General features: G+C 63.4%; 18 protein-coding genes. 6 read left to right on the top strand and 12 right to left on the bottom strand.

Annotated elements, in window-relative coordinates; all coding sequences use genetic code 11:
• Positions 1-456, bottom strand: coding sequence for a ribosomal protein S18-alanine N-acetyltransferase (gene rimI / locus GEV38_RS04165; protein ID WP_003256329.1), 456 nt, complete (start codon positions 454-456; stop codon positions 1-3).
• Positions 453-1,238, bottom strand: a complete 786-nt coding sequence (locus GEV38_RS04160) for a hypothetical protein (RefSeq protein WP_054572303.1) — start codon at positions 1,236-1,238, stop codon at positions 453-455. Before GEV38_RS04160 ends, rimI begins: the two co-directional genes overlap by 4 nt.
• Positions 1,239-1,523: 285 nt before the next feature.
• On the opposite strand from GEV38_RS04160, the gene mksB reads away from it, so the two are divergent.
• Genes mksB through mksF form a run of 3 tightly spaced genes read left to right on the top strand, consistent with a single transcriptional unit; the run spans position 1,524 to position 6,341 of the window.
• Complete coding sequence (gene mksB / locus GEV38_RS04155) at positions 1,524-2,813, top strand: Mks condensin complex protein MksB (RefSeq protein ID WP_024086237.1); 1,290 nt, start codon at positions 1,524-1,526, stop codon at positions 2,811-2,813.
• Entirely contained in the window at positions 2,803-3,510 is a 708-nt protein-coding gene (gene mksE / locus GEV38_RS04150; RefSeq protein ID WP_013970824.1) for an Mks condensin complex protein MksE, read from the top strand. The genes mksB and mksE overlap by 11 nt, the downstream gene beginning before the upstream one ends.
• Entirely contained in the window at positions 3,507-6,341 is a 2,835-nt protein-coding gene (mksF, locus tag GEV38_RS04145; RefSeq protein ID WP_015268901.1) for an Mks condensin complex protein MksF, read from the top strand. The genes mksE and mksF overlap by 4 nt, the downstream gene beginning before the upstream one ends.
• Positions 6,342-6,480: 139 nt before the next feature.
• Here mksF and GEV38_RS04140 read toward each other — a convergent pair whose 3' ends face one another.
• The 5 genes from GEV38_RS04140 to rplU form a co-directional block, all read right to left on the bottom strand.
• On the bottom strand, positions 6,481-6,942 hold the full coding sequence (locus GEV38_RS04140; RefSeq protein WP_015268900.1) for a CreA family protein: 462 nt from the start codon (positions 6,940-6,942) through the stop codon (positions 6,481-6,483).
• A complete protein-coding gene (gene proB / locus GEV38_RS04135; RefSeq protein WP_015268899.1) occupies positions 6,939-8,057 on the bottom strand; it encodes a glutamate 5-kinase in 1,119 nt (372 codons plus the stop codon). Before proB ends, GEV38_RS04140 begins: the two co-directional genes overlap by 4 nt.
• 85 nt (positions 8,058-8,142) lie before the next feature.
• Positions 8,143-9,369 carry an Obg family GTPase CgtA gene (cgtA, locus tag GEV38_RS04130; protein WP_013970821.1) on the bottom strand — a complete coding sequence of 409 codons (1,227 nt, stop codon included), beginning with the start codon at positions 9,367-9,369 and terminating at the stop codon, positions 8,143-8,145.
• Between the two features lie 189 nt (positions 9,370-9,558).
• Positions 9,559-9,816: a 50S ribosomal protein L27 gene (gene rpmA / locus GEV38_RS04125; protein ID WP_003247464.1), complete on the bottom strand. Its 258-nt coding sequence runs from the start codon at positions 9,814-9,816 to the stop codon at positions 9,559-9,561.
• A gap of 38 nt (positions 9,817-9,854) precedes the next feature.
• Positions 9,855-10,169 (bottom strand): 50S ribosomal protein L21, encoded by a 315-nt coding sequence (gene rplU / locus GEV38_RS04120; protein ID WP_003247466.1) that lies wholly within the window; start codon positions 10,167-10,169, stop codon positions 9,855-9,857.
• A 244-nt stretch (positions 10,170-10,413) separates the two neighbouring features.
• Between rplU and GEV38_RS04115 the strand changes: the two genes are divergently transcribed.
• From GEV38_RS04115 to GEV38_RS04105, 3 genes are all read left to right on the top strand, one after another.
• Positions 10,414-11,382, top strand: coding sequence for a polyprenyl synthetase family protein (locus GEV38_RS04115; protein ID WP_003256318.1), 969 nt, complete (start codon positions 10,414-10,416; stop codon positions 11,380-11,382).
• 166 nt (positions 11,383-11,548) lie between these two features.
• A complete protein-coding gene (locus GEV38_RS04110; protein ID WP_054572302.1) occupies positions 11,549-11,890 on the top strand; it encodes a zinc ribbon domain-containing protein YjdM in 342 nt (113 codons plus the stop codon).
• Between the two features lie 84 nt (positions 11,891-11,974).
• Positions 11,975-12,220 carry a hypothetical protein gene (locus GEV38_RS04105; RefSeq protein ID WP_003256316.1) on the top strand — a complete coding sequence of 82 codons (246 nt, stop codon included), beginning with the start codon at positions 11,975-11,977 and terminating at the stop codon, positions 12,218-12,220.
• A 118-nt stretch (positions 12,221-12,338) separates the two neighbouring features.
• Here the strand turns inward: GEV38_RS04105 and GEV38_RS04100 are convergent, their stop codons facing one another.
• The 5 genes from GEV38_RS04100 to GEV38_RS04080 form a co-directional block, all read right to left on the bottom strand.
• Positions 12,339-12,956, bottom strand: coding sequence for an FKBP-type peptidyl-prolyl cis-trans isomerase (locus tag GEV38_RS04100; protein ID WP_003256315.1), 618 nt, complete (start codon positions 12,954-12,956; stop codon positions 12,339-12,341).
• A gap of 85 nt (positions 12,957-13,041) precedes the next feature.
• Positions 13,042-13,347, bottom strand: coding sequence for a DUF6482 family protein (locus GEV38_RS04095; RefSeq protein ID WP_015268897.1), 306 nt, complete (start codon positions 13,345-13,347; stop codon positions 13,042-13,044).
• 158 nt (positions 13,348-13,505) lie between these two features.
• Positions 13,506-13,994 (bottom strand): TIGR00645 family protein, encoded by a 489-nt coding sequence (locus tag GEV38_RS04090; RefSeq protein ID WP_003247486.1) that lies wholly within the window; start codon positions 13,992-13,994, stop codon positions 13,506-13,508.
• 152 nt (positions 13,995-14,146) lie between these two features.
• Positions 14,147-14,485 carry a hypothetical protein gene (locus GEV38_RS04085; RefSeq protein WP_003247487.1) on the bottom strand — a complete coding sequence of 113 codons (339 nt, stop codon included), beginning with the start codon at positions 14,483-14,485 and terminating at the stop codon, positions 14,147-14,149.
• A gap of 161 nt (positions 14,486-14,646) precedes the next feature.
• Positions 14,647-17,085 carry a Lon protease family protein gene (locus tag GEV38_RS04080; RefSeq protein WP_013970817.1) on the bottom strand — a complete coding sequence of 813 codons (2,439 nt, stop codon included), beginning with the start codon at positions 17,083-17,085 and terminating at the stop codon, positions 14,647-14,649.
• Between the last annotated feature and the right edge of the window lie 127 nt (positions 17,086-17,212).

The raw sequence follows: 17,212 nt of genomic DNA, 5'->3' as shown, positions 1-17,212 counted from the left end.
TCAATCTTCGAGCAGGGTGCAGGCCATCACCAAGGCGTCTTCACGGCCGCCGGCAACCGGGTAATAGTCGCGGCGGCGGCCGATTTCGTTGAAACCATAGCGTTCGTACAAACGATAGGCCGACTGGTTGCTGGCACGCACTTCCAGGAAGCACTCGCGGCCATTGAGCTGGTAGGCCCGGGCCATCAGGTGCTCGAGCAGGCGCAGGCCCAGGCCGCGGCCCTGGTTTTCCGGCTTGACGGTGATGTTGAGCAGGTGGGCCTCGTCGATGATCACGTTGATCACGCCATGGCCCACCTGCTGCTGGCCGTCGAACATCAGCCAGACTTCATACGATTTGAGCGCATCCTGAAAGATCCCTCGAGTCCAGGGATGACTGAACGCGGCATATTCGATCTTAAGTACGGCATCCAGATCCGCCTCGGTCATCCGGCGGAAGCTGATCGAGTCACTCATTCAACGCTCTTCCAGCGCGCCATCAGCTGGCGCATGGCTTTCCAGACGTCCGCCTTGCGCTGCGGCTCGTCCATCAACAGTTCAAGGCCCGGCAAGGACCAGGCTTCGCCCAGGCCCTCGAGCTTCAGGGTTTGGTAATAGGCTTCGCCGTCGACATTGGCGGCAAAGCGCAGCGCCGGCAGGCCGACCAGCCACAGGCAGGTGCACGGGGCGTCCTCCAGGCGCGCCTGGACAAAGCCCTGGACAAAATCGCGCGCCGCCTCCGGGCCCTGGTCCATGTTGCCGCGCACCAGCAGCGGCCAGCGCACCGGCTCGCCGATGATCTGCGGTGCGTCGGGCAGGCCGGCGGCGCGCAGCATGTCCTTGAGCAGCAGGTACGACGGGTCGCGGCTCTGGAACGGCTGGCCGGTGGCCAACTCCACCAGCAGCAGGCAGCTGCCGGCTCGCAGCAACTGCAGCGAGAAGCGCGGGGGTGGCACCGGGGCCGGGCGCGGTGGCGCGGCCTGCTCCTCGGCCTCGGCGGGCTTGGCGGCCGGCTTGGGCACACTGCCCGGGCGCGGAATCTCGATTTTCGGTCGCTCGCCGGAGCGGGCCTGGGAGGTGACTGGCGCCTCGTTGGCAGCCGGTGCCGGCCTGACGTCGAAATCGAGGTCCTCGACCGGCGCCACCGGCAGCAGCAGCTCGGGGCGCGACGGTGCGGCGAACGGCAGTTCGGCGCGCGGCAGCCAGTGCACCACTTGCATGGCGGAAAGGTAGGCGCGGCGACGGGGTTCGGTGAGCAAGGGGCGGGGTTCCGAGGGGTGAAGACAAAGGGCCATTCTAACGCCGTTGGCATTCGAGTGCCGCAACTGGTCGGCGGATTTTTATTGCCTGTACCGGCCCTTTCGCGGGTGAACCCGCTCCCACCGGTACTGCGCAAGGCCCTGTGGGAGCGGGTTCACCCGCGAAAGGGCCAGTGAATCCCGTACAACGACAAAGGTTATCTCTCATTACAGACCAAGGGGTGAAAACCTCCCCCCCGGATGCGGTACAATCGCCCCCTTTTTCTTGGCAACGAGTCGAAGCCAATGATTGAACCCAAGCGCGTCCTGCGCGCCCTAGCCGAACACTGGGCCCTGATCGAGCCGCTGTGCGAGCGTTTCGACCAGGGCACCCTGAGCCTGGTCGAATTGCGTCAGCATGTGGCCCGCCAGCAGGTCGAGAGCACCCCGCAGGACATCACCCAGCTGCTCGACGTGTGGATCCGCCTGGATATCCTGGTCCCGGTGGCCAAGAGCCCGAACCGTTTCGAGCTCAACGCGCAGATCCACGACTTCCTCGCCTACCTGCGCCGCGAACACCGGCTGGGCCTGTGCCTGGAGATCGAAGCCTACCTGCGCCACCTGGAGCGCCTGGCCGGGCATATCCAGGACGCCTTCGACAACCGCGACAGCGACGACCTGGCGCGCCAGCTGCGCCTGCTCGACATGCGCGTGCGCGATGTACTGAAGAAGCTCGACAACGACGAACAGGCACTGGTGGCCGTGGCCGAGCGGGCCAAGACCAGCAACCGCCAGATCCCGCTGCGCCAGCGCTATGCCGAAGTACTGGCGACCTGGGACGAGTATGTCGAGCCGATGATCCAGCTGGTCAACGCCGACGGCGCCTTTGAACAGGGCGTGCGCAAGGTCGAGACCGTGCTGCTGAAGCTGCTGGGCGAACAGGCGCGCCTGGGCCACCTGGTCGACGACGACATGCTGCTGCGCACCCATGCGCGCATCCTGGAAATGCAGACCAGCGCCCAGCTGACCCTGCGCCACGCCCGCGAATTGCTGCTGCCGCTGCGTGAAGAAGCCCGCCGGCACAACGCGGTGACCCGTGGCGCCGCACTGGCCCTGTCGGTGATCCGGCGCAAGGGCATCGACGCCGTACCGCAAGCGGCCATGCCGATGTTCACCCGCCCGCAAAGCACCTTCCTCGGCAGCGCCAGCCAGGTCGAGGCCTATGTCTACGCCCTGGCCCGCTTCGAGCCCAAGCCGGCACGCTTCCCCAAGGCCCACAAGACCCAGTCCGGCGCCCTGCCCCGTGCACCGCGCACGGTCAAGGAAATGGCCGAACGCTGCGAACAGGCCCTGCCGCTGCCCGACCTGATGGTCTGGCTGCTGGAGCAGGAACCCGAAGGCGCCACCGACGAGCTGCTGTACTGGTTCTCGCGCCTGTCGCGGGAAAAGCGCTTCAAGCGCGAACGCCTCGACCGCCGCGAGTACATCACCCAGGAACACCTGGTCAGCCTGCGCTCGTTCGCCCTGACCTCCAGCCGCGAAGACGCCGCCAGCGCGCCTACCGAATCCAACGCGAGCCCAGCCCATGCATCTTGATCTTTCCGAACTGTCCCAGCTCGCGCCGATCTTCCGCGAGCTGTTCAAAGGCTTCCACGTCAGCCGCCGCGACCCCGAGCTGTACGCCCAGCTGTCAAACTTCCAGGACCAGTACCGCACCCTGTTCAAGGCCCTGGGCTTCGAACTGGTGTGCGACACCCGTGGCTTCTACTACTTCGTGCCGGACATGACCGCCGCGCAGGTCAACAAGACCGCGCAGCGCCTGTCGCTGTTCACCTTCATCCTGGTCGAACACCTGGCCGACCAGGGCCGCGACCCGATGGCCGTGCTCGATGGCGGCAGCATCGGCCGTGACGAACTGCCCTCGCTGCTGGACAAGTACCGCGACCTGTTCCTGCAGGCCGAAGTGCAGACCGTGGACGAGCTGGAAGAAAAAATCCTGCGCCGCATGACCCAGCTCGGCTTCGCTTTCGAGGAAGGCGGCATCTACCGCTTCCTGCCGCCGATGCATCGCTTCCTCGACGTGTGCCTGGCCGTGCAGCAGGACCGCGACCTGGCGGCCACCCTGCACAGCGACCTGCCGCTGCCGACCCCGGTACTGGTCGAGGAAGAAAGCCCCGAAGAACTCAACCGCACCGACGACCCGCTCGACCTCAGCCCCTTCGAGGGCGAGGAAAGCGAAGAGGAAGCCCTGGCCCGGGCCATCCGCGAAGAGCAACAGGAGATTGACGCATGAGCCAGGAACGCTACGGCATCCGCCGCTTCGCACTGCTCAACACCGCCGGCTACAGCCTTGGCCTGTTCCCGCTGGAGCACCCACTGTCGGTATACGGTGCCAACAACCTGGGTAAATCGGCGTCGATCAACGCCCTGCAGTTCCCGATCCTGGCGCGCATGTCGGACATGAGCTTCGGCAAGTACAGCCTCGAGCAGTCGCGCCGCTTCTACTTCGCCAGCGACACCTCGTACATTCTCTGCGAACTGAGCCTGCCCCACGGCCCGCACGTCATCGGCGTTGTCGGCCGCGGCCCGGGCGGCGGTTTCGGTCACCAGTTCTTTGCCTACAAGGGCGAACTGGACCTGGCTCACTACCAGAAGAACGACACCTGCCTGCGCCAGAAAGAGCTGTTCACCAACCTCGAGCGCCTGGGGATCAAGGCCTACGAGCTGAAGCCGGACGAACTGCGTCGTCTGCTGGTCGGTGGCCACACCTCGGTGCCGCTGGACCTGACCATGATCCCGCTGCGCTCGACCAGCGAGCAAAGCCTGAAAACCTTCCGCGCGCTGTTCATCAACCTGCTGCACATGCGCGAAATCACCGCCGCCAAGCTCAAGCAACTGTTCCTCGACGCCTTCGAGCACAGCCTGCGCTCTGGTAGCGTCGACTATATCGCCGCGTGCGAGGAAGCCTTCCGCGACGTGCGCCGCATGGAACAGGACTACAACGCCCTGGTCGCCGCCGGCCCGCTGGTAGAGGCCCTGGCCGGTGGCGTGGCCCAGCGCGACATCCTGCGCGGCAAGCTGCACCGCATTTCACCAGTGCTCGACACCCTGCTGGGCACCTGGCAGGAATACGCCATGGCGCGCAAGGAAGAGCTGGTGATCCAGGCCGAGCACTACCGTGGCGAGCAGGACCGCCTGCAGAACGACCAGCGCGGTGGCACTCAGGAGCTGATGCGCCTGGAGCGTGAAATCACCGGTATCCAGCGCTGGCTGGGCGAGCTGTCGGTGCTCAAGCACCGCTTCGCCCTGGTCGATGACGTCAAGGTGCTGGAGCAGCAACTGCTGGCGGCCAAGGACGCCCACGACGAACTGGCCGGCGCCCTGGCCCAGTCGCGGCAGTTCAGCGCCGAAGACCTGGACGAACGCGTCCGCGACCTGGAAAAGCGCCTGAAGCAGGTCAAGCAACAGCTCGACCACGCCGACAACAACAGCTACGCCCGCCTGCGCGAAGAGTTCTCGCAGCAGGACGTCGACCGCCTGATGCGCCTGTTCAATGGCGCGCTGTTCAGCCTACCGCTGGGTGACCGCGGTATCGAACTGGACGACAGCGACCTGTGGGTAAAATCGCTGGAAGCGGTGCTCGACGGCTTCAAGGGCGAACGCTTCGAAGCCCCGGGCCTGTCCATCGACCTGTCGCACATCGACCCACCGGCACTGCAGGCCCTGGCCGACCGTGCCGCCCTGCGTGACCAGAAAGAGCGCCTGGAAAAAGAGCTGAAGCAGCTCAAGACCCAGCAGGCCGTGGCCGCCGACCGCTCCGCCTCCAAGGCGCAGACCGAAGCCCTGTACCAGGAGGTACTGGACGCGCAGAAAGCGCTGGAAGACTTCCGCCGCAGCGAAACCCTGGCCGCCGAAGAGCCCGAGAAGCTGGAGCAGCTGTCGCAGCTCGAAGCCGCCCAGGACGAACTCAAGCGCTCCAGCGACGCCTTCACCGAACGCGTCCAGCAGCTGTCGGCCAAGCTGCAACTGGTCGGCCGGCAGATCGGCGACCTCGAGGCCAAGCAGCGCACCCTGGAAGACGCCCTGCGCCGTCGCCAGCTGCTGCCGGCCGACCTGCCCTACGGCACGCCGTACATGGAAGCCATCGACGACTCGATGGACAACCTGCTGCCACTGCTCAACGACTACCAGGACAGCTGGCAGAGCCTGCAGCGGGTGGACAACCAGATCGAGGCGCTGTACGCCCAGGTGCGCCTGAAAGGCGTGGCCAAGTTCGACAGCGAAGACGACATGGAACGCCGCCTGCAGTTGCTGGTGAATGCCTACGCGCACCGCACCGACGAAGCCCTGACCTTGGCCAAGGCCCGCCGCGCCGCGGTCACCGACATCGCCCGGACCCTGCGCAACATTCGCAGCGACTACGACAGCCTCGAGCACCAGCTGGCCCTGTTCAACCGCGAGATCAACAAGCGCCAGGTATCCAACCTGGAGAGCTTCCGCGTGGTGCTGGCGCCGAACAAGGAAGCGCTCAAGCACATCGACCAGATCATCCACAGCGCCGGTCAGTACGAAGAAGGCGAAACCCTGTCGGTGTTCGACCTGACCCAGAGCGCCGAGCAGGACAACAAGAACGAAGAGGCCAAGGAATACCTGGCACGGTTGGTGGCAGCCAACCACAACCAGCTGGGCCTGAAGGACCTGTTCGAGCTGGCGTTCGAGATCACCAAGGTCAACGGCCAGCCGGTGATCCATGCCGACATCGACGGCGCGGCATCCAACGGCACAACCATGACCATCAAGGCGCTGACCAACATGTACCTGTTGCTGCACCTGATGGACCGCGACCTGGCCGGGCGCATCCGCCTGCCGTACTACCTGGACGAAGCGGCGGACATCGACGAACGCAACCAGGCTGCACTGCTGGAGACCAGCCTGCAGCTCGGCTTCGTGCCGATCCTGGCGAGCGTGAAGCCGCAGGTGTCGGCGCGCGTGGCGATCGACCTGGAAGGTGGCAGTGGGCCGAATGGCATCTACATCGACGAGGCGGACTGGAAGTTCATCAGCCGTCGCGATGAGGTGAAGGCGGTTGTGCGTGAGGATCATCAGGCCGAGGAATTGGCCTGATATCGGAGTAGTGGGGCCGCTTTGCGGCCCTTTCGCAGCACAAGGCTGCTCCTACAAAGGTATGCATACGCCGATCAATGTAGGAGCAGCCTTGTGCTGCGAATGGAGGCCGAAGGCCTCCCAAAAATCTACCAAGCTATCAATGAGCCCAAGGCAGAATCGGAATCGCGGTCACCGCATTCTGCGGGCTGCCTTCGATCATGCGGTCGCTGTACACCAGGTACACCAGCGTATTGCGCTTCTTGTCGAGGAAGCGCACCACCTGCATGGTCTTGAACACCAGCGAGGTGCGCTCCTTGAACACTTCCTCGCCATCCTTCAGCTCACCCTTGAAGCTGATCGGCCCGACCTGACGACAGGCAATCGATGCCTCCGCCCGGTCCTCCGCCAACCCCAATCCACCCTTCACGCCGCCAGTCTTGGCCCGCGACAGGTAGCAGGTCACACCCTCGACCTTGGGGTCGTCGAACGCCTCGACCACAATGCGGTCATTCGGCCCGAGGAACTTGAACACGGTGGACACCTGGCCGATTTCCTCGGCCCCGGCCAGCATTGGCAGCACCAATGCCGCCACGCCGATTACCCGCTTCAGCACGCTCATACCAGCACCAGGTTGTCGCGGTGCACCAACTCCGGTTCTGCGCTGTAGCCCAGCAGGCTTTCGATGGCATCGGATGGCTGGCCGATGATCTTCTGCGCCTCAAGGGCGCTGTAGTTGGCCAGCCCACGGGCTACTTCCAGGCCGTCCGGGCCGACGCACACCACCATCTCGCCACGACGGAAGCTGCCCTGCACGGTCTTCACGCCAACCGGCAGCAGGCTCTTGTTGGCCTGGCGCAGCGCCTGCACGGCACCGGCATCCAGCACCAGGGTGCCACGGGTCTGCAGATGGCCGGCCAGCCACTGCTTGCGCGCGGCAAGCATGCCGCGCTCGGGCGACAGCAAGGTACCCAGGCGTTCGCCAGCCTTGAGGCGATCCAGCACGCGCTCGATGCGACCACCGATGATGATGGTGTGGGCACCGGAACGGGCAGCCAGGCGCGCGGCGCGCAGCTTGGTCTGCATGCCGCCACGACCCAGCGCGCCACCGGTACCGCCGGCCACGGCATCCAGTGCCGGGTCGTCGGCGCGAGCCTCGTAGATCAGCTGGGCTTCGGGGTTGTTGCGCGGGTCGGCGTCGAACATGCCATCGCGGTCGGTGAGAATCACCAGCAGGTCAGCCTCGACCAGGTTGGCCACCAGCGCCGCCAGGGTGTCGTTGTCGCCGAAGCGGATCTCATCGGTGACCACGGTATCGTTTTCGTTGATCACCGGCACCACGCCCAGGTCGACCAGCGTGCGCAGGGTGCTGCGGGCGTTCAGGTAGCGCTTGCGGTCGGACAGGTCGTCATGGGTCAGCAGGATTTGCGCGGTGTGCTTGCCGTGCTCGCCGAAGCTCGACTCCCAGGCCTGCACCAGGCGCATCTGGCCGATCGAGGCAGCCGCCTGCAGCTCGTTCATCGCACTCGGTCGCGACGTCCAGCCCAGCTGGCTCATGCCGGCAGCCACGGCCCCGGAGGAGACCAGTACCAACTCCACGCCTGCCTCACGCAGCGCGACCATCTGCTCGACCCAAACGGCCATGGCACCGCGATCGAGGCCTTTGCCATCGGCGGTCAGCAGAGCACTGCCAATCTTCACGACCCAGCGCTTGGCGCCCGTCACCTTGCTTCGCATCTTCTTCCAACCTATGTCGAATCTGTAGATACCGTGGATACAAAAACGCCGCTCCAAAGAGCGGCGTTTAGTGTACTGCAACCGGTCAGTCGCGCACGTAAATGATTTCCGGGCCGTCTTCGTCGTCCTCGAAATCATCGTCCCAACCATCATCGTCGCCGATGTCGTGCACGCTCTTGACACCAGTACGGCGCAGGGTACGGGCGTCGTCCAGGGCCTGCAGCTGGGCACGGGCTTCGTCTTCGATGCGCTGGTCGAGGTCGGCCAGCTCTTCGGCGTAGGCCGGGTCGTTGGCCAGGCGGTCGGCGCGGTCTTCGAGGTAGCGCATCAGGTCGTGGCTGAGCTTTTCGGTGCCCTGCTTGGAGATGGCCGAAATCACGTAGACCGGGCCCTCCCACTGCAGGCGCTCGACCACTTCCTTGACCCGCTCGTCGCGCTCGTCATCCATGACCATGTCGGCCTTGTTCAGCACCAGCCAGCGCTCACGCTCAGCCAGCGACGGGCTGAAGCGGGTCAGCTCGTTGACGATGACTTCGGCGGCATCGGCTGGGCTGCTTCCGTCCAGCGGCGCCATGTCCACCAGGTGCAGCAGTACGCGGGTACGCGCCAGGTGCTTGAGGAAGCGGATACCCAGGCCGGCGCCTTCGGAAGCACCTTCGATCAGGCCGGGAATGTCGGCGATGACGAAGCTCTTCCAGCGGTCGACGCTGACCACACCCAGGTTCGGCACCAGGGTGGTGAACGGGTAGTCGGCCACTTTCGGCTTGGCGGCCGAAACCGAGCGAATGAAAGTGCTCTTGCCGGCATTCGGCAGGCCCAGCAGGCCGACGTCAGCCAGCACTTTCATTTCCATCTTCAGGTCACGCTGGTCACCTGGCTTGCCCGGGGTGGTCTGGCGCGGTGCACGGTTGGTGCTGGACTTGAAGCGGGTGTTGCCCAGGCCGTGCCAGCCGCCTTGGGCGACCATCAGTTTCTGGCCCGGGGTGACCAGGTCACCGATCACTTCCTGGGTGGAGGCGTCGATCACGGTAGTGCCGACCGGCACACGCAGGTACAGGTCGTCGCCCTTCTTGCCGGTGCAGTCGGTGCTGCCGCCGTTGGCGCCACGCTGGGCCTCGTGGTGACGGGTGTAGCGATAGTCGACCAGGGTGTTGAGGTTTTCGTCGGCGATCATGTACACCGAACCACCGTCGCCACCGTCACCACCGTTGGGGCCACCGTTCTCGATGAATTTCTCGCGACGGAAGCTCATGCAACCGTTGCCACCGTCACCGGCCTTGACCCGAATGGATACTTCGTCAACAAACTTCATTCAAAACCGCCTCTCGCCTGCTGGCGAGTTGAATACCTGAAAAACCTGAGGCTCTTGCAAAAATGAGCGCGGCGGCCCCGTACGACCGTAGAAACCCACGCCGGCAGCCCATACAAACAGCTTTGCAAGAGGCTCACCACAAACGAAAAAGCCCCGTCGCATGACGGGGCTTCTGGAGCGACGTCGCGATTAAGCGGCGACGATGCTCACGTAACGGCGCATGAACTCGCCTTTTTTCTCGAACTTGATCACGCCTTCGATCTTGGCGAACAAGGTGTGATCCTTGCCCATGCCAACACCGTAGCCAGCGTGGAATTCGGTGCCGCGCTGACGGACGATGATGTTGCCTGGCTTGATAACCTGGCCGCCATACATCTTCACGCCAAGGCGTTTCGATTCTGAGTCGCGACCGTTACGAGTACTACCACCAGCCTTCTTGTGAGCCATGGTTCAATTCTCCAAATAAATTCAGGGGATCTAGGGGATTAAGCCTGGATACCGGTGATTTTGATCTCGGTGAACCACTGGCGGTGGCCCATACGCTTCATGTGGTGCTTACGACGACGGAACTTGATGATACGAACCTTGTCGTGGCGGCCTTGCGAAACGACTTCGGCCACTACTTTAGCGCCAGCAACAACTGGAGCACCGATGGTGACTTCTTCACCGTTGGCGACCAGCAGGACGCGATCGAAGGTCACGGATTCGCCAGTGGCGACTTCCAGTTTTTCGATCTTGAGGAATTCACCTTCAGCGACTTTGTACTGCTTGCCGCCGGTAACGATTACTGCGTAAGACATGGTATTTCTCCGATAATCCTGCTCACCCAGCGCTTTATATGATGAGTATTGGCTGGCATGGCTGCACAGGGCTGGAACGGCCCGGCGCAATTGCGTAAGGCAGGTGCTGCCCAGGAAGTTAGGGTGCGCGATTGTACGCAACCGCGGTTTTGCTTGCAAGGGCCGCCCCCGGGGCGCTGGCACCGCGCCTTGACACACCGGGACCCGCGACCTAGCATGCCGCGCAACCTCACTGGAGCAGCCGATGCAACCCCAATCCTTCTACCGCGCGGTGGCTGATGATTTCAGCGCCGTCGACGAGATCATCAAGAAGCAGCTGACCTCGCGCGTGCCGCTGGTATCGAAGATCGGCGACTATATCACGTCCGCCGGTGGCAAGCGCCTGCGCCCCCTGCTGGTGCTGCTGTGTGGCAAGGCCCTGGGCCGCGAAGGCGACGACCTGCGCCTGCTGGCTGCCACCATCGAATTCCTGCACACCGCTACCCTGCTGCACGACGACGTGGTCGACATGTCCGGCATGCGCCGTGGCCGCTCCACCGCCAATGCCCTGTGGGGCAACGCGCCGAGCGTGCTGGTGGGCGACTTCCTCTATTCGCGCTCGTTCGAGATGATGGTCGAACTGGGCTCGATGCCGGTCATGCAGATCCTGTCCAAGGCTACCCGCGTGATTGCCGAAGGTGAAGTGCTGCAGCTGTCGCGGGTACGCGACGCCAGCACCACCGAGGAAGTCTACATGGAGGTCATCCGCGGCAAGACCGCGATGCTGTTCGAGGCTTCGACCCACAGCGCCGCCGCGCTGGCCGAAGCAACCGACGAACAGCGCGAGGCCCTGCGTACCTTCGGTGACCACCTGGGCGTGGCGTTCCAGCTGGTCGACGACCTGCTGGACTACAAGGGCGACTCGCAGACCCTGGGCAAGAACGTCGGTGACGACCTGGCCGAAGGCAAGCCTACCCTGCCGCTGATCTACACCATGCGCGAAGGCACCGCCGAACAGGCTGCGCTGGTGCGCCAGGCGATCCAGAAGGGTGGCCTGGAAGACCTGGAGCAGATTCGCGTGGCAGTCGAGGAGTCGGGTGCTCTGAAGTACACGGCGGAGCTTGCGCGTGACTATGTGAAGCGTGCCATCCAGTGCCTGGAAGTACTGCCGGCCAGCGAATATCGTGATGCGCTGGTCGAGTTGAGCGAGTTTGCTGTCGCGCGTACTCACTGATAGACCGAGTCGTCTTCATTCGCGGGCAAGCCCGCTCCTACAGGATTGCGTCGCCTGTATGAGCTGGCTTGCCCGCTATGCTTTTGTCCGGACATAATCACTTCTGAAAAAATACCTTATACAATTCGGGTTTTTAACCGCCCGTCTGTTTGTTTGAGGAACCGAAGTGAGCACTTTGCCACCCTGCCCGAAATGCAACTCCGAATACACCTATGAGGATGGCACTCAGCTGATCTGCCCTGAATGCGCCCACGAGTGGTCGGCCAGCGGCGACGCCGAAGCGGCCAGCAACGAGGTGGTGAAGAAGGATTCGGTCGGCAACATCCTGCAGGATGGCGACACCGTCACCGTGATCAAGGACCTCAAGGTCAAGGGCTCGTCCCTCGTGGTCAAGGTCGGCACCAAGGTCAAGAACATCCGCCTGTGCGACGGCGACCACGACATCGACTGCAAGATCGACGGTATCGGCGCCATGAAGCTGAAGTCCGAGTTCGTACGCAAGGTCTGATTTTCCATAAAACCGCCAATCGGCGCTTGCCATTCAGATAATAAGAATTATTCTCATTGGTACTACTATCCAAGGAGAATAGCCATGACTTATCTGATCGACGCCTGGCTGGACCGCCCTCACCCCTACCTGCGCATTCTTCATCGGGAAACCGGCGAAGTGTGCGCGGTGCTTGAAGAAGAAGCACTCGACGAGCTGCGTGACCAGGGCGACCTGGACATGAGCGGGCTGAATTCGAGTGAACCGGGGGTACTCAAGGAGCTGGTGCGGAATCTGTTTCTGTTCTGCTACGCGCGGGCGTTGCGCCCCGGGGGGACAGACTGGAACTGACGGACCTGGCGAGGGCTTCGCCCTCGATCGCGACACAAGGCCGCTCCTACAAGTGTATGCGTTCCCCTGTAGAAGCGGCCTTGTGTCGCGAATGGGCCGCAAAGCGGCCCCAGCGGCATTACAGAACGTCGAGCAGCTCGACGTCGAACACCAGCACGCTGTGCGGCGGGATGCTGCCAACGCCTTGGGCGCCGTAGGCCAGTTCGCTCGGCACGTACAGGCGCCATTTGCTGCCAGCGTTCATCAGCTGCAGGGCTTCGGTCCAGCCAGCGATCACACCACCTACCGGGAATTCAGCCGGCTGACCACGATCGTAGGAGCTGTCGAACACAGTGCCGTCGATCAGGGTGCCGTGGTAGTGGGTGCGCACGTTGTCTTCGCGGGTCGGCTTGGCGCCTTCACCTGCGGTCAGTACTTCGAACTGCAGGCCCGAAGCCAGGGTGGTGATGCCGTCACGCTTGGCGTTCTCGACCAGGAATGCCTTGCCAGCGGCAGCAGCGGCTTCAGCCTTGGCAGCTGCTTCGGCTTGCATCACTTCGCGGATGACCTTGAAGCTGGCCGACAGGTCGGCTTCGCTGACGCGGCTGTCGGCGCCGTTGAAGGCATCGGTCAGGCCAGCCAGGATGGCTTCCAGGCTGACGCCCGGTGGCGGGTTGTCGCGCAGCTGGCCGCCCAGCTGACGGCCGATGCCGTAGCTGACGCGCGTTTCGTCGGTGGACAGGTTGAGTTCGGACATTGTCGTGCTCCACTGCAGGGCGCAGTGAAGCCGCGCCCTTGATGAAAAGGGCGAGCAGCCTAGCACACTGGGGCGCTGCGAGCAGCTACCAGGCCGAGCGCTGGGAAATCGGCACCTTCAAGTCTTCTTCCGGGTGCGTGCCCATGCCGCACATTTCGTCCTGCACCGACCAGTGCACCAGGTTCATCGAGACCATGGGGATGGTTTGCAGCAACTTGCGTGCATCCTCCACCGAATGCACGCGCAAGCGTTCACCACGGGCATCGGACAGGGGGTGGGGGTGGCCTTTGATCCGCGCTTCGAGCAGGTAGTCACCGCCTTCGATGGCGATCAGGTTCAGTTCGTCGACATGGCCCGCCCTGGCCTCGGTGTTGAGCTGATGCAGGTTCATGAGAGCACCTCGCGATGGGAACCACGCATGAGAGCTCATTTTTTGTACAGAAAGGGCGAATGCACAAGGCATGACTGACGCCGCTCGTCAGTTGGACCGCGCCGGCCTCTTCGCGGGCTTGCCCGCTCCCACAGGGATGGCGAAGAGGCCTGAAAGGTTCAGTGCTTGGTCAGCTTGTCCAGGTAACCCATGCAGAATGCCGAGACCACGAAGGTCATGTGGATGATCACGTACCACATCAGGTAATCGGTGGAGATGTTCTGTGCGTCCATGAACACCCGCAGCAGGTGGATGGACGAAATGGCCACGATCGACGCGGCAACCTTCATCTTCAGCGACGAAGAGTCCATCTTGCCCAGCCAGTTAAGCTTTTCCTTGCTCTCGTCGATGTCCAGTTGCGAAACGAAGTTCTCGTAGCCGGAGATCATCACCATCACCAGCAGGCCGCCCACCAGCGACATGTCGATCAGCGACAGGATCACCAGGATCAGGTCGGCTTCGCTGAGGGCGAAGACGTTGGGCAGGACGTGGACCACTTCCTGGAAGAATTTCAGCGCCAGGGCCAGCAGGCCGAGGGACAGGCCGAAGTAGATGGGGGCGAGCAGCCAGCGCGAGGCATACATCGCATTTTCGAGGATACGTTCCATGGAGTGTCGGGACTCATCAGGTGACTAAAAAAGCGACGGCGAGTATAGCCAGCCACCTGTTACAGCAAAAGCCCGGGGCTGCCATGCAGCCCATTCGCTTGTAGGAGCAGCCTTGTGCTGCGAATGGGCCGCAAAGCGGCCCCCTGCATCAATCAGGTCTCAGGATGAAACTGGTAATCCCCCAGATTCCGACACCGCTCACCATTGATCCGCCGCAACTGCGCCTGCAAATGCAAACACCAGATCTGCGGATCCTCGGCCACCTGATACCCATGCAAGGTCAGGCTGTCGACAATGGCATTGAGCACAGATTCGGCCACCAGCGGCCCATGGAACGGCCCTTGGGCCTTGATCGCGGACGGTTGTTCACCGGCCATGCCGGCGGCGAACAGCAGCGTCCACATGCCGTTATCCCCGGCCAGCGGACGGATGCTGCATTCGATGCGGGTCACCAGGCCCAGGCACTGGCGTGTGAGGCTGAGATTGCGCATGGCCGCGCCCCCTCCAATAAGCCTTGTTCAGCCTGAACCTCAGGCTGTTTCCATCCTGAACGCTGTTACCGTCCTTAAGTTCCAGCATAGAAGAACGGTACAGAAAGATGGAAAACCGGCGCTGAACGGTAGCACATCGCCGCCAGCGCCGGTTTCTTGACTCAGGCCGGCTTGGCCTGGGCAATCACCTCTTCCAGGCGCTCTTTCTCCGCCTTCTCGATTTCTTCCTCGCTGATCATCTCGGCAATCTCACGCAGGCGCTCCACCACCCGCGCGTTGACGCTGCCTTCGGTGAACTGGCCCTTGTCATCCAGCACACCGGCCTCCTCGCCCACCAGCAGGCTCAACGCCTCGTCGGCCTGGCTGACCGCGTACACGTGGAACATGCCGTTCTCCACTGCCTGCAGCACACGCTCGTCGAGCATCAGCGTGGCGACGTTGGCACGCGGGATGATCACTCCCTGCTCGCCGGTCAGGCCACGCGCCTCGCACAAGCGGAAGAAGCCTTCGATCTTCTCGTTGACCCCACCCACCGCCTGCACTTCACCAAACTGGTTGATCGAGCCGGTGATGGCGAAGCACTGCTTGAGCGGCGTACGCGACAAGGCCGAGATCAGCGTGCAGGCTTCGCCCAGCGAGGCGCTGTCACCGTCCACATAGCCGTAGGACTGTTCCAGGGCGATGCTCGCCGAGATCGCCAGCGGGAACTCCTGGGCATAGCGGCTGCCCAGGTAGCCGGTGAGGATCATCACACCCTTGGAGTGGATCGGCTGGCCGAGGTTTACCTCACGCTCGATGTCGACGATACCGCTGCCGCCCGGGTACACGGTGGCGGAGATACGCGCCGGCATACCGAACGCCGAATCACCCACTTCCAGCACGGTCAGGCCGTTGCACTTGCCGATGGCCGCGCCTTCGGTGTCGATCAGGATGATGCCGGCGAGCATGTCGTCCAGCACCCGCTGCGAAACACGCCCGGTGCGGGTGGCCTTGGCCTTGAGCGCACGCTCGATGTGCCCGGCGTCGGTCATTTCGTCACTGGCCAGCTGGCGGATGAAATCAGCTTCGCTGACCAGCTGGAACAGGTCGCCGATACGTGCCGACAGGCGCGACTGGTTTTCTGCCAGGCGGGCGCTGTAGGTGGCCAGACGCGCCACCGCGTCACTGGTCAGTGGCGCCATGCCCTCTTCGTTGGTGCGGGTGCGCAACAGCTGGGCGAACTGCTCCAGGTTCTCATCGACCATGGGCATGTCTTCGTCGAAGTCCACCAGCACCCGGAACATCTCCTGGAAGTCCGGGTCGTGGTCCTGCAGCGCGTAGTAAAGCTGGCGCGAACCGATGATGACCAGCTTGATGTTCAGCGGGATCATCTGCGGCGTCAGGCTGACGGTAGCCACCCGCCCCAGCTCGCCCAGTGGCGACTCCATCTTCAACTTGCGCGACTGCAGCGCACGCTTGAGTGCGTCCCAGACGAACGGCTCGCCCAACATCTTCTCGGCTTCCAGAATCAGGAAGCCGCCGTTGGCGCGGTGTAGCGCGCCTGGGCGCAGCTGGCGGTACGAGGTGTACAGCGCACCCTGGTCGGTGCTGTATTCGATACGGCCAAACAGGTTGTCGTAGGTCGGGTGCGGCTCGAACACCACCGGCGCACCGCCGTCGGCGTGGTGGCCGACCACCAGGCTTGGCGCGTACTGCTCTTCCAGCAGCTTGCGCGCAGCCGCGTCGGTCTTGCTGTCATCGACCAGTTGCTCGACCACGGTACGCAGCAGGTTCAGCTGCACCGACTGCAGGTAGGCGCAGACCGCAGCGTTCTCGGCGTACTTCTCCGACAGCGGCGCCAGCAACGGCTGCAGGGCCAGGGTGATGGTTTCCTCGTTGAGCTGGCGCAGCTGGTTGTTCGACTCGCGTTTCCATTGCGGCAGGCTGGCCAGCTCTTCGTTCAGGCGTTCCTCGAGCAGGGCGATATCCTCGTGGAACTGCTCGCGCACCTCTTCCGGCAACTGGGCGAATTCGGCTTCATCCAGCGCCTTGCCGTCGGCCATCGGGGTGAAGGCGACGTTGCTGGCATCGCGGTACAGGGCCACGTCCTTTTCCAGCGAGGCGCGCTCGATCACATCCAGGGCGCGGTCGTAACGCTGGTTGAAGGCGCGGTCGATGGCGCCTTTCTTCTGCTGGTACGACGGGTGCTCGAATACTGCAGGGAAGGTCGACAACAGGTTGTCGATCAGCCCGTTCATGTCGGCGATGAACGCCCCGGCGGTGCCGGACGGCAATTCCAGTGCGCGGGGTTCGCGTGTGTCATCGAAGTGGTTGACGTAGACCCAGTCGGCCGGGGTCTGCTGACGCTTGCCCTCGGCCTTGAGGTAGCGCTTGACGAACGAGAAGCGGCCGGTTCCGGGCTCGCCCATCACGTACACGTTGTAACCAGGGCGCGGCATGGCCACGCCAAACTGCAGGGCCTCGACAGCACGTTCCTGGCCCAGGACTCCGCGAAACGGCTCCAGATCGTCGGTATTGGTAAAGGCAAACTGCTCGGGGGAGAAACGCCGGGTCAGGGCTTCAGGCGCGAGACGCAGGCGCGCAGCGACAGGATCGGGCATTGGGTTTCCTTACTTCGGCGGGGCAGATACGCAGCATTCTGGCGCTGCCCGCGCGCGCCTTGCAAGGCTCCGCAGGACTTTATGTCGCAGCCGGTGCGGGTCCTGCAACAGCAAATTTTTCGCAATC

Origin of the sequence: Pseudomonas sp. 13159349 (assembly GCF_013305685.1) — a bacterium.
GTDB classification, from domain to species: Bacteria; Pseudomonadota; Gammaproteobacteria; order Pseudomonadales; family Pseudomonadaceae; genus Aquipseudomonas; species Aquipseudomonas asiatica.
The sequence above is the reverse complement of the archived record's forward strand: the minus strand, read 5'-3'. Positions and strand labels throughout refer to the sequence as shown.